Origin of the sequence: Borrelia sp. P9F1 (assembly GCF_030436115.1) — a bacterium.
GTDB lineage: Bacteria > Spirochaetota > Spirochaetia > Borreliales > Borreliaceae > Borrelia.
The window spans coordinates 667,063-682,870 of record NZ_CP129407.1 but is presented as its reverse complement, the minus strand read 5'-3'; the positions used below and the strand labels follow the sequence as shown (position 1 = coordinate 682,870).

Here is a 15,808-nt window from a genome sequence, read left to right as displayed (position 1 = left end):
ACTAAATATTAACATAATGTATAATACATGGAATGGATAACATGTCCCTGTTTACAGACTTCTATGAACTTTCGATGATGAATGCTTATTTTGTAAAGGACATCAACCCGAGAGCGAAATTTGAAATGTTCTTCAGAAAAACCCCTTTTAAGAATGGATACATAATTTTAGCAGGGCTGCAAACATTGGTTAGGATCCTAGAGGAACTCCATTTTAAAGAAGAAGAAATTGAGTACTTGGAAACACTGAAACACTTTGATAAGAAATTTTTAAAATACCTAAAGACGCTTAAGCTAAACATAAAAATAATCTCAATCAAAGAAGGAAGAGTTGTCTTTCCTTCAGAACCAATATTAATTATTGAAGGAAACCTCATCGAGCTTTTGCTCATAGAGGGACTGGTACTAAACATCATAAATTTTGAAAGTCTCATTGCAACTAAAACAGCAAGGATTAAAGAAGCAGGCGCTCAAACTATAGCCGAATTTGGTCTTAGAAGAGCTCAAGGAATTAATGGAGCACTCTCAGCAAGTAAAGCCGCCTACATAGGAGGAGCTGACTTTACAAGCAATGTCCTTGCAGGATATAAATACAATATCCCTGTTACCGGCACAATGGCGCACAGTTGGGTGATGAGTTTCAAAAGTGAAGAAGAAGCTTTTTGGGAATACGCAAAAACATATCCAAATAACGTATGCTTGCTAATTGATACTTATGACACACTTAATAGTGGGCTTGAGAATGCAATTAAAGTTTTCAAATCACTGAAGAGAAAGGAGAATCAAAATTTTTCCGTCAGAATTGACAGTGGAGATCTTGAATACTTAAGCAAGGAAGTAAGAAGAAAACTTGATGAGAATGGCCTTTATGAAGTCAAAATCATTGTATCTAACGAACTTGATGAAGATATTATTATGTATCTCAACTCAATCAATGCTCCCATTGATTTTTGGGGAGTAGGGACTCGTCTGGTTACCGCACAAGGAGACCCTAGCCTCTCAGGAGTGTATAAAATGATATCAATTGACCAAAATGAGAGCTTTATTCCTAAAATGAAAATATCAAATAACATCGAAAAATCAACCCTACCCTCTCAGAAAAGAATCGTTAGAATATACTCTGATGAACAGATGATTTTTGACCTAATTTTTTTAAAAGAAGAAGAGGAAGAGATAAGAAAAATGTTAAATTTGAAACAAAAATTCACGATTCACCACCCTTTACAAGAAAACGTATTTAAAGCAATAAAATCCTATGAAAGCTTCGAATTCTTAATGGATACTAACTTTGAAACCAATAAAATTAATCAAATATCAGAAACGAGACTGGAAAATTTAAGGAACAGAGTTCAGAGTGATCTTAAAAAGATTGATCACACATACAGGAGAATAATAAACCCCCATGTATACAAAGTAAGTATCACAGAAAACTTAAGAAACTTGAGAAACAGACTAATTAAAGAAAGCAAAATTATATGAAATAATTTATGTATAAAATATACAAAACAAGCAAAGTTTGTGCAATCTATAATAAAATCCAAGAACTGATCAGAGATGATAATATTTTTAAAAAAGAGACCGTTATAATCTTAAATAGCGATATTCTTGAAGATGAAATTAAGAAATATTTAGCATCTCTGAATGGGGTCTCGCACAATCTAAACATAAAGCAAAATATAACGAAAACGATATACAATCTTTTGTTAGAAAATTGGAATGTAAGACACTTCCTAGAAAGTAGTACATTACTTCTTTATTCAGGAACAGAAAAGTTTATCCTCTACAACATACTAAAAGAGAATAAAATAAAAAACGTTAATCGATTCAAATCAATCAAAAACAGATATATTTTCGCATCAAAGGCAGTGGTCTTGTTTCACAAATACTACGATAAATTTTTTAAAATAATTGAAAATTGGAGACAGGACAAAGTCCTGTTTAAAGACAAAATCAACTTTCGATATGAATCAATGCAAAAGGAAATGTTTAAAAAACTATTTGAAAACCAAATCAACATCTTTGACTTATATGAACAAATGGAAAATGAAACAAAAGGATCCCCTAAAAACGTTGAAACAAAAAGAATAATAATCATTGGAGAAACAAGAGAAATTGACAAAAAAATGTTGTACTATTTGCAAAAAATTTTCAAACTTGACGTCCATGAACTAGTTTTAAAAGACGTAACTTATTACCAATCTGTTTTAATAGACGAGCTTCTTCCAACAAAAATAGAGAAACATAATTTGGAAGTACAAATAGAAAACGAAATTGACATTAACTTATTTGAAGAGAAAAATTTCTTAGCAAGCCTTAAAAATAGCATCATATCAAAAACTGCTCTAATAAGCCTAGACAAAAGTTTTAAAATAATAGAAGCAACAACACAAAGGCGAGAAGTAGAAATTTTGGTAAACAATATTTTGTACTCAACTCAAAACAGCAATTTAAAACTAAACGACATTGTAATAACCTGTCTTTCAAAAGAAATTGACATATACCTACCATACATAGAAGAATTTTTAAACAAATACGATGTTGATTTTAATGTACTAGATTCTAAAGACATTTCGAAAAGTAAAAGCGTAATGGCCTTAAAAAAATTAATGGGATTATTCACTTCAAACAAGGGTGCCATTAGCAACTTTAGTAGAAAAGAAATAATTGAATTCTTAAGTAGTTCAAAGGTTCTGAATAAATTCAATATATCAATAAATGAATTGCAAAACTTAATAACATTTAGTGACACCATGAATATTAATTTTGGAATGAATGACACACATAAAGAAAACTTATCATATGATAAAACCTTTTTAAATTCATGGGAAGATGGCTTTAACAGATTCTTAATGTCTGAAATTTTCGATGAAAAATATGAAAACGAAATTCTTCAAGAAAATGTAAGCTTTCAAGACCCAAATTCAATAGTACAACTGAAAACCATAATAAGCAGTTTGTATGAAGATATAACTTATTTTAAAGGTAGGGAATACACAATATATGAATGGGCAGAAATAATAGAAATATTTATAAATAAATATATTAAACTTGAAGATGACGACAAAATTGATGAATACATAAGAACAAGAGTACAATACCTCAAAAATTTTTCAAGAGATTTTAATGATAATCTTTACAAAGATTACATGGAAAAAATTAAGGATACAAAAGTCGAATTTGCTCTTTTTAAAATAATGTTTGAAGAAAGTTTAGAACAAAAATCATATCAATTAATGAATCAAAATATGGGAATACTTGTTGCTAGCTCTGATAAAATTGAATATCTACTGAAATCTGAAATCCACTTCCTAGGAGCTGACAAATTAAATTCAAACATAACCTTCGATAACATGAACCTACTAAATGAATACTATGATTATGCTAATGTAGAGCAAAACAACATCTCAAATTTAATCAACATAATCTTTGCAGCATCAAATAAATTTTATCTTTATTATTCACTAAGCAAATCTTTAAATCCAGACATTAACAAGCCCAAAGTAATACACAAAATAATAGATTACATAAAGGATATGGGACAAGAGATAGAAATTGAAACACACCCAAGAGAAAATTATGATTTTAAATATTTTAAAGAACAAAAAGCTAGCTACTTAATAAACTACGATACAAATGCCTTCTGCATTGCAGAATCACTAAAGAATGGTAATCATACAAAATTTATACAAAAAAGAGTTAAATTAAGGGGACCAATCTCTCTAGGAATAAAGGATATTAATAAAGCCATAACTAACCCATACAAACACTTTTATGAAAAAATACTAAACGTACACATTAAAGACATAAGCCAAATCAATGAAATCAAGGAAAAACAAGAAGAACAAATTGTGGATATTGTTAACTTTAGCTACAGTTTAATGAACGAATTTATATCAATACACGCATATATAAAAAATGAAATTAGCGAACATCAAATACTTGAAAGAATAGATAGCATAATTGCACATAAAATTCAAAAAGGGGTAGTTCCTATTAATTTCAAAAGAGAAATGATTAAGAAAGAATTTATATCAAAACTCAATGAGATAAAAAGTAGCATTGAAATAAACTTTCAAGAATTTTTTAAAATGGAAGCAATCGATACTACATTAAATAAAATAATACCTATTAGCTTTGAAGATGAAACATTAGAATTTAAATTAAATGGAAGCTTTCAAAACATATACAAGATCGATAATAGGTATTATTACTGCAATTTAGAAAAAAAAGAATACAGCACAGACACTATTGCCAGGAAAATAGACCTATACATACTAGGATTAATTTTAAAAAGCGAAGTTAAGGATATAAATTCAATTCAAGAAATCAAAATCTCTTATGAAACTGCTCAATTGTCACTTGATAATGCCTACGAGGGCACAGCAATAAACCTTGCAGAACTTGAAAACTTATTAAAACAAATTGCATATATCTCAAGCTATCCCACGCCCATCTACAAAGACTTAATAAATAAAAGCTTAAATAAAATAAAAGACATAAATGAATTTCCTACCGAGCTCGAATCACAAATAAGACGCACTCAAAAAAGCCTTGCTATTACAAAAAATATGGAATATTTCCTTGAACAAAAAGACATCACATGTTGCCCTTATTACAATAGATTTAAAGATACCAATCATTTAAACATAGATAAAAATTTAGAAAAACTACTAAAAGATTTTTATATTAAATTTATGAAAATTCAAAGTTAATTTTTATGCAAGAAATACTGAATAAAATTAAGCAAAATGAAAAGATACTAATTGAGGCATCGGCAGGAACTGGAAAAACATATACACTTGAACACACCATTACAAGCTTGCTAACAAACAAAATATATTCTCCAAGCGAGATACTGGTATTGACATTTACAAAAAAAGCAACAGAGGAAATGCGCTCCAGAATATTAAAGTCAATTGAGAATGCATACAAAAATTCCAAAACAGAAAAATTACTAAAAGAAATTTACACACAATCAAATAAAATTTTCATCTCAACGATACACAAATTTGCACTACACGCCCTTAATAATTTTCAAATTGAAACAGAAAATTTCTCTCAATATAGGGTAAAAGAGAGTTTTACATCAGAAATAGATGAAATAGTCTATGAACTTTTAAGAAAAACAGAGGTACTTAAAAAAGAATTAGCAATAAAGAATTATGAATTTGAAATCTTTAAATCCAATTTTGGAAACACAGACGAAATGCTTAGAAGCATAAGAAAGGCTTATAAAAGAGACAAGACAGAAGAACTTGGAAACTGGATAGAGAAACAAACTATTTTTCAAAGCATACTTGCCAATAAAGACAAACTAATTGAGAAATATAAACTAATAGTAGAAACGCTAAACACAATGAGTACGGAAGAAAAAAGAACTTTCCTTCATAAACATAATCAAGGAACTAAAATTTCAGAAATTAAATATAGAAACGAGGAAGATATAGTAAAAATAACAGAAATACTTATAAACAATCAATTTCTATACAAAATAATAACATCCAACATTAATAAAAATACTACTCTCTCGGATAAAGAAATATGGATTAAGAATTCTTTAATAGAGCTTAGTCATGAGACAAATACAGATAGGGAACAAAAACCAGACAAGAAAAAAATCCATAAGAGCAAACTTAGAAAATATATTAAATTGAGTGTTAAACATAAAATTCTTAAATATATAGAAAGAGAGCTTTCAAACGTTATTGATGCAACAAATACAATAGACCAAAAACACGTAATACTAAACTTTAAAAAGCACCTAAAGTCTTCTGACAAGACCTTATTGAATTCACTAAAAAATAAATACAAAATAATACTAATAGATGAAGCACAAGATTTAGATCTTTTGCAAATAGAAATATTTAAAATTCTCAACTCCTGTGGCATAAAGTTAGTGTTTATAGCCGATCCTAAACAAATAATTTATGCATTCAGAAATGCTGATGTTTCATTTTATAACCAAGGAATAAAGCATAAAACGAAGGAAGAGGCAAGAATAACCCTAGGAACAAACTATAGAACCAACAAAAAGTTAGTTGAACCTTTGAATATTATGTTTAGAAATATTTACAATAAAACATGGACGTCCAAAATTGAACAAATTGAATTTAATAGCTCAAAAACAGAACCCAAAAATGATAGCAATAACATTTTTATAAACAATAAAGAAATAGAAGGAATAAACATAATAGAGGGGGAAGAGAACACTATACAAAAAACAGCACTCACAATCAAATATTTGCTAACAAATGGGGAAATATGTGAAAATGGAGGACTTAGGAAAATCAAAGAGTCCGATATTACAATACTCTGTAGAACATCAAAAGAAATATATTTAATAGATAAGGCACTCCAAAGCGAAAACATTAAAACAAGCAAAACTGAAAGATCATTCTTTAAAACGAAAGAATTTGATGAGATATTTTACTTACTCAAATGTCTAGACAGAAATCAAGAATTTAAAACTTTAAACTATGTATTAATCAGCCAAATAATAAATCTTCCCTGGGAACTGTATCTAGCTTTAATGGAAAGAAATGAGCTCCACTACATAGAAGAATCCATTAGCGACATCATATACTTACTTGAGAATAAAGAAATAACACTAATAAAAGCAATAGATACAATCATATCAAACAAAGATTTTTGGATAAACTTGGCAAAAAATTTCAATAGTCCACCCTTTAGTGAATTTGCAATCACAAAAAAAAGCTATAGAGAAACACTCATAAATGAGGGGAAATTTGAGGAACTTAACAATCATGAGACAAGCCTAGATCTTGTTTCCAAAATTTACTACAAGGAAAAGACTGTAGAATCAGTAATATCTACACTAGAAGCCCATATAATAAACAAAGATTTTGAAGAAGATGAAGATAAGCTAGAAATCAAAGATAGTAAATCTATAGAAATACTCACAATTCACAAATCAAAAGGACTAAGCCTTAACATTGTGTTTCTAATAGGCGACTTGGAAGACAATAAAAATAAAACCTTACTCAAACCATCCGAACCATTCTATAAATTTTGTTCTGAAGACAGAATAGAGTACGATTTTCTCAAATTAAAAGAAAATCGAGAACTTGCTACACTTAAATTCTTAAACGAAGAAAAAAACCTTTTTTACGTAGGAACGACAAGGGCTCGCTTCGCACTATTTATTATCAATAAAGGAAAAGTAACGCAAATAATGCTAGCACTAGCAGAAACAAAAACAATCTACGGTATAAACCTGAACTTTAATGTACACGATTTATTGCAAATACATCAATTCAACAAACCAGACGCTGACTACAATGCAAACGCGACCTTAATCCCGCCGCCGCCAATAAATAAAAGTTTATTTAAAAAAGAAAACACACACAGCTACACAAGCCTCGCCGCAGTTCACAAATCAATATATCACACAAATAGAGACATAAAAGATGATGCAGATTATGCTAATGATGATCCCATTAAAGAAACACTTCCAAGGGGTAAAGATATTGGAAATATTTTGCATGCCATTATGGAAGATATAGATTTTAGCGTTGCAAAAGATACTTTTAAAAATTTTCAAGAAATGAACTTGAGTCTTATACAAAAAAAAATAAGATATTTCAATTCCAATCTAAACACATCTGAGATACAAGAAGCACTTTTACAGATGATTTACAATATATTGAGCATAAAAATTAAATTTATTGACGCAAGGTTATGCGATATTCAGGAATTACAAAAGGAAATGGAATTTTTAATTAAAATAGATAGCAAACCTAATGAAGAGAGGAATCTTTTTTTGAATTGCAAAAGTCTTAATTTAGATTTAAAAGACGGATACATTAAAGGCATAATTGATCTTACATTTAAAATTAACAATAAAGTGTATATTCTAGACTATAAAACAAATTATCTTGGACAAAGCATACAAGATTATGATCTAGAAAACTTAAAAAAAGTAATGAAACAAGAGCGCTATGACTTACAATACAAAATTTATGCACTGGGGTTAAAAAAAATACTCTTTAAGAACATGGATAAGTATGACAAAAACTTCGGGGGGATAATATACCTCTTTACAAGAGCATTTGGGAAGAGGACAGAAAATCAGTATGACTCTCAGGATGGAATCTATACGGCCCTGCCAAACTTTAAAGAATTAGACTTGGAACAGATAGTTACAACCTAAGTGGTTATAAGGAAAATATGAGAAATTATTTAGTCTTAAGAGAATTCTTAAAAGATAATAAAAGAAATTACTTAAATCCCGAACTTAAAATTTATGAAATAATTGAAACACTAAACATAAACATAGGAAATTATTACAAATCACATCTACTTATGGGCAACGTAAAAGACGGCATGTATGAGGAGCTTAATATATTTTTAATATTTTTATTCAATTATCTTTCTGAAGGGCACTTAAGAGCTAATATCAGTTTTCTAGTGTACAACATTACAAAAACAATAGAGAGTGCCTACCTTGAACTTGAAGAAGAGGACAAATTTTATAAAAAATCAATACAAATACTGGAAGAACTTAAACAATTTACAAAAATAACTAAAATCAACGAAATGATATTATGTTTAAAGCAACGCAATATAATAAAAGACCTTAATTTAAATGAAAAAATAACAACCCCCTTAATATTAGAAAACAATACTAATATCTACACTCAAAAAAATTTCAGGGAAGAAGAAGAGTTAATTAAAAAGATAGACGAAAGAATCAAAAATAGCAGAAGTAAAATTAGCGAGCAGACAGTACAACATATCATGACGAATTTAAATACTAAAGGTTTAAGCACAGAACAAGTAAGCTCAATTGAAAAATCTTTAAAAAGTAACTTTTTTATACTCAGCGGTGGTCCTGGTACAGGAAAAACAACAACTATCAGTTATATTCTAAAAGCAATCGATATTAATTTAGGGACTAAACAAAAAGTAGCTCTCATAGCGCCAACGGGAAAAGCAAGCCAAAAACTAAAATCAAGCTTAAAAGAAACATTTAAAAATCTTGAAACAGAATATGGCACGGTACATAAATTATTAAAAATTTCATTTATCAATAAAGGCTACAAATACAACGAAAAAAACCCTTTGGAATTTGACATAATCATAATTGATGAAGCATCCATGGTAGATGCAAGCACTTTTTTAAGATTGCTCAAGGCAATCCATATAAACACAAAACTTATAATAACAGGAGATAAAAATCAGCTTCCATCAATATCTGGGGGCAACGTGTATGCAAGCCTTGTTAAAATAAAAGACATAAATAATGAAAATGTAGAAATACTTAAAAAGAATTTCAGAAGCAATCATGAGATTAACCTACTAGCAGAAGCAATATACAAGGAAAATGAAGAGTTGATCTTTAATCAAATTAATAATAGTAACAGCATAATTTTAAAGGAAATAAACAAAATAAGCATAGAAAATGAACTACTCAATTACACAAAAACCCTATACAAGAAAACATCCAGCTTTAATCTTAAATTACTAACAGATGAAAAAATAGAATCAATTATTAGCATTTTAACCACCCAGACCATTTTATGCTCAAGAAATTTTGGGAAATTTGGAACAAAAAGAATAAATGAAAGCATAAAAATGCATCTAAAAAAAATTCATGGTAGTTTAGTTGGACAAATAATTCTTATTACTCAAAATGACTATAAAAATGATTTATTCAATGGAGAAAGAGGAATTCTCTTTAAAGAAAATTCTAAAATTTACGCTTTATTTAAAAGAGACGAAAATGAAAAATATAAAAAAATAAATTTTAATTTACTAAATAAATATGAACTTAGCTTTGCCACAACAATACATAAAAGCCAAGGTTCTGAATATGAAAATGTAGTAATCATAATAGAAAATCATCCCTTCTTAACAAAAGAACTACTCTATACCGCAATAACGAGAGCCAGGAAAAGCATAAAAATAATATCAAGCCAAGATATCATTAAGAATGTCAGCCGAAAAACGGTAGACAGAGATTCAAAAATACGGGAATACATACGTGCATTAAAACAAATTGACAAAGAAAAATAAAAACAATATACTTTTATGGTATTTGGGGGGTGTAGTTCAGTTGGTTAGAACGCCTGCCTGTCACGCAGGAGGTCGCGGGTTCAAGACCCGTCGCTCCCGGTATTTCGGGTCTCATTCACTTTCTTCTTTGCGTGGGTTGTTGTTCTGTGTTGTTGGAGTGTTTCCCGGAAAAATCTGCTTGATTTTAATTTTACTAAGAGCGTCTTTAACATCATCGAGGTTGCATAGCCGTCCCCTTGTTGCTGTGGCGGTGCCTGTCGCAACTCCGAATTTGAAAGAGTCATAGAAAGATTTCCCATTGCAATGCGCGTGCACGAATCCGGCAACAACAGAATCTCCTGCACCAATCGTACTGGGTGAATCAACTCTTGGAACGATAGCTGAATAAACATCTTGTGCGCCTACAAAAACAGCCCCTTCCCCTCCCATTGAAACTATAATATTTCCGACTCCCTCATCTATTAATTTATTCCCAGCCCTGATTATATCCTCAACAGAACTCAACTTAACACCTAAAAGTCCCTCAAGTTCCTTAATATTCGGCTTTATCAAAAAAGGTTTGAGTCCTACAGCCTCATGTAAAGCCATCCCACTGGTGTCAACAATTAACCTAACCTTGTCAGAAATATGCTTACCTATTTCATTATACGCTCTATCTCCAAGCGAACTTGGAATACTACCAGACATTATCAGCACACCATCATCTAATTGCTTCAATTTTGAAATCAAAAGGTCTAAGTCATTCTTAAGTACTACAGGCGAATTTCCGTTAATCTCTGTCTCTTCTTTATTCGACATCATTTTAATATTTACCCTAGTATGCTCTCTTATCCTCACAAAGTCATGCTTTATTCCTAGCAAATCAAGAGAGTGCTCTATGTAATTACCAGTAAATCCGCCCACAAACCCAAAAGCTATGCTTTCTGTACCAAAACTTTTAAGCACACTACTTACATTTATTCCTTTCCCGCCCGCAAAAAAGTCGCTCATAAGAGATCGATTAAGACATCCCTCACGAAACCTGTCTACAACTATCTTATAATCAACAGCAGGATTAAGAGTCAAAGTGTATATCAATCCAGCCTCCTCACAACTAGATAAAATCACTAAATCATTATATAGTTTATAACCACGTATTATAATGTACTACTCATGGTAAAGGAGTCTTCTATGAAGCATTTATTCTCTGAAAACCTAATATTATTGAACTACGAAGCTAAAAGCAAAGACGATGTGCTTGAAAAAATGGCAGCTATGCTTTGTGAAAGTGGATATCTGCAAGACAAGGAAACCTTTATAGACAATATAAGAAAACGAGAAGAAACAAATGGAACGGGCCTTGAAGAACACATTGCAATGCCACATGCAAAGGGTAGCTTCGTTAAAAGACACGGAATAGCCGTATTGCGAGTAACGGGCGATGGATTTGATTTTGACGCTTCTGATGCAAAACTTTCAAAATTATTCTTTATGATGGCTGTTCCTGAAGAAATTACCGGGAATGCTCATATTAAGGTAATATCTTCCCTTAATAACATATTCAACAATGATGCTTTAAGAGAAGAAATTATGACTATAAATGATACAAATAGGTTTTTAAACATCATTTTAAGTAGTGACGTAAATGACACACCCGATAAATCTAACTCTGCAAATTTTATCCTAGCCGTAACAGCTTGTCCTGTGGGAATTGCCCATACATACATGGCAGCTGACAGTCTGAGACGTGCTGCTGCTGCTCTAAATGTAGAGATAAAAGTAGAAACTCATGGCTCTAGTGGGGTTGACAATTCAATAACAGAAGAAGAAATAGCAAGAGCGAAGGGTATAATAATTGCTTCTGGGAAAACTGTCCAGAAGGAAAGATTTAATGGCAAACCATTAATTGAAGTTAGCGTGAAAGATGGCATACATAAAGCAAAAGAGCTTATTGAAAATATTCTTGAAAACAAAGCACAAATTTATGAAACCAAACTTGTGAAAGTAAAAAATGAGCATACTACAAAAACAAACGGAGCGTATAAACATCTAATGAACGGAGTATCATTTATGCTTCCATTTGTAGTCTCAGGAGGAATAATAATTACAATATCATTCATGTTTGGCATTAAAGCATTTGATCCTAATGATCCGAACTATAACGTGATAGCAGATATTTTGATGCAAATAGGTGGTAATAATGCCTTTTTCTTAATGATTCCAATACTTGCAGGCTACATTTCGTTCAGCATAGCAGAACGTCCTGGACTTGCTCCTGGTATGATTACAGGACTCATGATGAGTAAGGGGGATGCCGGTTTCCTTGGTGGAATATTGGCAGGCTTTATTGCAGGATATGTAACTCTGGGGGTAAAGTCAATAAGCCAAAAAACCATACCTCAAACTTTAAGTGGAATAAACCCTGTTTTAATCTATCCTTTCTTTTCAGTACTCATATCAGGGTTTTTAGTACATATCTTATTAACACCTATTGCATTTATTAATATATCAATAACAAATATGCTAAATACACTTAGTGGTACGAATATGGCACTACTTGGCGCCTTGTTAGGTGGAATGATGGCAATAGACATGGGAGGCCCCGTGAACAAAGCAGCATATGCATTCGGGATTGCGATGATAACCGCTCACAATTATATTCCCCACGCAAGCATAATGGCAGGCGGAATGATTCCCCCGCTTGGAGTAGCACTTGCAACCAGTATTTTCAGCAGTAAGTTCTCAAAAGAAGAGAAAGAAACTGGTAAAGTTTGCTATTTTTTAGGTGCATGTTTTATTACAGAAGGAGTAATTCCATTAGCAGCATCAGACCCTTTAAAGATTATACCTGCCTGCATACTGGGATCATCTATAGGAGGGTTTTTGTCTGCGCTATTTAAAGTAAAGCTCATGGCTCCGCATGGAGGAATTTTTATCCTCCCAATAGTCGCTAACCCCCTAATGTGGATAATATCTATCCTGATAGGAAGCATAGTAACGGCAATATCACTGGGGTTTATGAAAAGAGATGGGAGTTAATTCCCTTACTCTCTTCACAATAAAGGAATTTAATAAACTAATCTCAATCTTATTGGATTCTCTAGACTCAAACCCTTAACCATATCCAATTCAAATTCTAGGCTATTTAAACTAGTTTGCTTAAATCCGAACTGTTCTTGAATTTTTCTTGAAGTCTTTATCTTAATTTTAATGCTAGAGCTATCTATAAGCTCCCCCGCCTTACTAGTAAAATCTGACAAAAAGTAGACTAAAACATCTCTGTATTCTTTCTCAGTCATTGGAACTTCCTCTGATGGGAGAAGTGCTGCAAGAGCGTCATTTATTGATGCTTTATTATCGTTAATAATCTTTGTTACATTTTTTATATTAATGTCAATATCAATAATATTTTTGCCATTTTTGCTAGCCACCTTCAATAGTGGCATTGTTTCTTTTTCTAAATAATCTTTAAGAACTCTACTCAAGTTATCAAATTCAATAACAAGTTCAAGAGAATCACCCTTCTCTTTAATCTTTGAAAGCTTTAGACCCGAATCCTCCCCCAGATCTTGAAAATATTTTCTTATCTCATCTACAGGAAAAAGAGGCATTCTAGCTACTTCCTCGCCCCCAAGGGTGGCCACAAGCTCTCTTCTTATTTTTTCAAACTCCGGCTTAACGTTAAATACAACTGAAACTGTTCCACTCATATTGTTATTCAAATCAACTGTTGTACTTGCCGTACAAGAAATCAATATTAAGGATATGAGCAACAATTTACTAAAATTTTTCATTTAATCTCCTTTATATACATACCAACCATTATAATAATATATAAACTATAAAAACAATAAGCCGAAACAGTGGGAGGACGCCAACAATGAATGACCAAACCTTAGATATATCATATTTTCAAAATTTGTTAGATACAAGCCTAACTCCATATCATCTAGTAAATTACATTGAACAAAAACTAATACATTATCTTAATGCTAGGGAATTAAAACTTGATGATAAATGGAAATTAGAAACAGGATATTACTACATTAAAAAAGAAGGCACTTCTCTTATTGCATTTAATATCAATACGGATAAAAAACAGGAACCGTTCTTGATAGCAGGAGCGCACTCTGACAGCCCTGGATTAAAACTTAAAATAGAATCCACAAAGAATAAAGGAAATGTATTTTCAAATCACATTGAAGTTTATGGAGGACCGATCATTTCAACTTGGACTGACAGAGATTTAACTTTAGCAGGAGTTGTGTATTTCAATAAAGATGGAATGATTAATTCAGAACTAATAACGATTGAAAACATTGGCATTATACCAAATGTTGCAATTCACCTAAACCGCAAGGTTAATGAAGGATTTGCGTATGATACACACGAAAACATTGTAGTTATTACTAGCCTCCAGAAAAGCATTAAGAAGACAATCCTAGAAAGGATCAACATATTGGAGAAGGATTTTCTATCTTGTGATCTAATCTTTACAACATCTGAAACTTCTAAAATCATTGGTAGCGAAGGTGAATTTTTATCATCAAAAAATCTTGATAACAAATCTGGTTGTCATGCCGTTATGAATGCATTCGTGCACACAAACAACAGTAAAAATAAAGTGGCTGTGTTTTTCGATAATGAGGAAATTGGATCTTTAACTTCAAGAGGGGCTGATTCACAACTATTAACAGAAGTGTTAGAAAGAATTAATCATGCTTTAAATTTAGGAAGAGAAGAACACTTAATAAAGTTAAACAAGTCATTCCACATTTCAATGGATGCTGCGCATGGTGTTCATCCGGGATACACGGACAAACATGACCCAAAGTATGAAGTAAGCCTAGGGAAGGGTGTGACGATTAAAAGTAATGCTAATTTTAAGTATGCAACAACAGCAAGCGGATGTGCAAAGCTTAAATCATTGGCCATAAAAAATAACATTCAAGTTCAAGAAATAATATTGAAAGCAAATGTTAATGCCGGAACCACAATTGGACCCATTACAAACGCCCAAACGGGTATTGAAACCATAGACATTGGAACTCCAATGTGGGCAATGCACTCTTTAAGAGAAACAATCGCAATATCGGATCACATAGATGCAATAAAGTTACTTAGATCATTTTTTGAAAATTGGAATTAAATTCTGGGAATAATAAAAGAGATCATTGTAGTTGAAGGTAAAGATGATGCTAGGAGAATAAAAGAACTATTTGAGTGTACTGTAGTTGAAACTGGTGGATTTCATATTAAATCAGATACTATCAATGTGCTCAAGCGAGCGCTGGCAACAAATGGAATAATTATCTTCACTGATAGCGACAAGTCAGGAGATTTAATTAGGAAACAGATACTTAAGAGACTAAAATGTTCAAATCAGGACAACGTTAAGCATGCTCATCTTGAAAGTAAAAATAAAGAAGTTGAGCTGTCCTCTGGTCTTGAAATAATAAAAGCTTTAACAAAAGTAGCCACTTTTTCCAATAAAGAAGCTAAGGAGGGTATTACCTTAAATGATTTAATAGAACTCGGACTCACAGGAAGCCAATCTAGAGAAAGAAGAGAGAAGATACAAAGGCACTTCCAATTAGGAAATGGAAACAACAAAAGACTACTCGAAAGGATCAATTATTTTCAAATCAAAAGAGAAGAAATAGAAGAGATAACTCAACAAAAAACTCCCCCAGAAGGACTTGAACCTCCGACCTAGTGGTTAACAGCCACCCGCTCTACCACTGAGCTATAGGGGAACAAACACTAAAAGTATTATCCTAAATTGACTTTTTTTT

9 protein-coding genes and 2 tRNA genes are annotated in these 15,808 nt (G+C 31.5%); 8 read left to right on the top strand and 3 right to left on the bottom strand.

The genetic code is table 11. The annotated features are described in order from the left end of the window. Positions 1 to 32 precede the first annotated feature (32 nt). The 5 genes from QYZ68_RS03275 to QYZ68_RS03255 all read left to right on the top strand — a co-directional run bounded on the left by QYZ68_RS03275 (position 33) and on the right by QYZ68_RS03255 (position 10,133). On the top strand, positions 33 to 1,478 hold the full coding sequence (locus QYZ68_RS03275) for a nicotinate phosphoribosyltransferase (protein ID WP_301384145.1): 1,446 nt from the start codon (positions 33 to 35) through the stop codon (positions 1,476 to 1,478). 8 nt (positions 1,479 to 1,486) lie between these two features. Further along, positions 1,487 to 4,711 (top strand): PD-(D/E)XK nuclease family protein, encoded by a 3,225-nt coding sequence (locus QYZ68_RS03270; RefSeq protein ID WP_301384144.1) that lies wholly within the window; start codon positions 1,487 to 1,489, stop codon positions 4,709 to 4,711. 5 nt (positions 4,712 to 4,716) lie between these two features. Then, the gene (gene recB / locus QYZ68_RS03265) at positions 4,717 to 8,169 is read left to right on the top strand and encodes an exodeoxyribonuclease V subunit beta (RefSeq protein WP_301384143.1); all 3,453 of its coding nucleotides are present in this window, start codon (positions 4,717 to 4,719) and stop codon (positions 8,167 to 8,169) included. A 17-nt stretch (positions 8,170 to 8,186) separates the two neighbouring features. Then, positions 8,187 to 10,034, top strand: a complete 1,848-nt coding sequence (gene recD, locus QYZ68_RS03260) for an exodeoxyribonuclease V subunit alpha (protein WP_301384142.1) — start codon at positions 8,187 to 8,189, stop codon at positions 10,032 to 10,034. Between the two features lie 25 nt (positions 10,035 to 10,059). After that, a tRNA-Asp gene (locus QYZ68_RS03255) sits at positions 10,060 to 10,133 on the top strand. A gap of 12 nt (positions 10,134 to 10,145) precedes the next feature. On the opposite strand, the gene pfkB is transcribed toward QYZ68_RS03255, so the two are convergent. Next, entirely contained in the window at positions 10,146 to 11,111 is a 966-nt protein-coding gene (pfkB, locus tag QYZ68_RS03250) for a 1-phosphofructokinase (protein WP_301384141.1), read from the bottom strand. Between the two features lie 93 nt (positions 11,112 to 11,204). Here pfkB and QYZ68_RS03245 point away from each other — a divergent pair, with 93 nt between their 5' ends. After that, a complete protein-coding gene (locus tag QYZ68_RS03245) occupies positions 11,205 to 13,052 on the top strand; it encodes a fructose-specific PTS transporter subunit EIIC (protein WP_301384140.1) in 1,848 nt (615 codons plus the stop codon). Positions 13,053 to 13,081: 29 nt separating this feature from the next. Here the strand turns inward: QYZ68_RS03245 and QYZ68_RS03240 are convergent, their stop codons facing one another. Then, on the bottom strand, positions 13,082 to 13,807 hold the full coding sequence (locus tag QYZ68_RS03240) for a hypothetical protein (protein WP_301384139.1): 726 nt from the start codon (positions 13,805 to 13,807) through the stop codon (positions 13,082 to 13,084). An 86-nt stretch (positions 13,808 to 13,893) separates the two neighbouring features. On the opposite strand from QYZ68_RS03240, the gene QYZ68_RS03235 reads away from it, so the two are divergent. Next, positions 13,894 to 15,162, top strand: coding sequence for a M18 family aminopeptidase (locus tag QYZ68_RS03235; RefSeq protein ID WP_301384138.1), 1,269 nt, complete (start codon positions 13,894 to 13,896; stop codon positions 15,160 to 15,162). After that, positions 15,163 to 15,729, top strand: a complete 567-nt coding sequence (rnmV, locus tag QYZ68_RS03230; RefSeq protein WP_367317280.1) for a ribonuclease M5 — start codon at positions 15,163 to 15,165, stop codon at positions 15,727 to 15,729. Here the strand turns inward: rnmV and QYZ68_RS03225 are convergent. Next, positions 15,698 to 15,769, bottom strand: a tRNA-Asn gene (locus tag QYZ68_RS03225). The genes rnmV and QYZ68_RS03225 overlap by 32 nt on opposite strands. Positions 15,770 to 15,808 lie beyond the last annotated feature (39 nt).

What these genes read in the sequence shown, in the direction of transcription:
- recD (WP_301384142.1), top strand. Translation starts at nt 8,187, where the DNA reads ATGAGAAATTATTTAGTCTTAAGAGAATTCTTAAAAGATAATAAAAGA.
- QYZ68_RS03235 (WP_301384138.1), top strand. Translation starts at nt 13,894, where the DNA reads ATGAATGACCAAACCTTAGATATATCATATTTTCAAAATTTGTTAGAT.
- QYZ68_RS03245 (WP_301384140.1), top strand. Translation starts at nt 11,205, where the DNA reads ATGAAGCATTTATTCTCTGAAAACCTAATATTATTGAACTACGAAGCT.
- QYZ68_RS03270 (WP_301384144.1), top strand. Translation starts at nt 1,487, where the DNA reads ATGTATAAAATATACAAAACAAGCAAAGTTTGTGCAATCTATAATAAA.
- recB (WP_301384143.1), top strand. Translation starts at nt 4,717, where the DNA reads ATGCAAGAAATACTGAATAAAATTAAGCAAAATGAAAAGATACTAATT.
- QYZ68_RS03275 (WP_301384145.1), top strand. Translation starts at nt 33, where the DNA reads ATGGATAACATGTCCCTGTTTACAGACTTCTATGAACTTTCGATGATG.
- QYZ68_RS03240 (WP_301384139.1), bottom strand. Translation starts at nt 13,807, where the DNA reads ATGAAAAATTTTAGTAAATTGTTGCTCATATCCTTAATATTGATTTCT.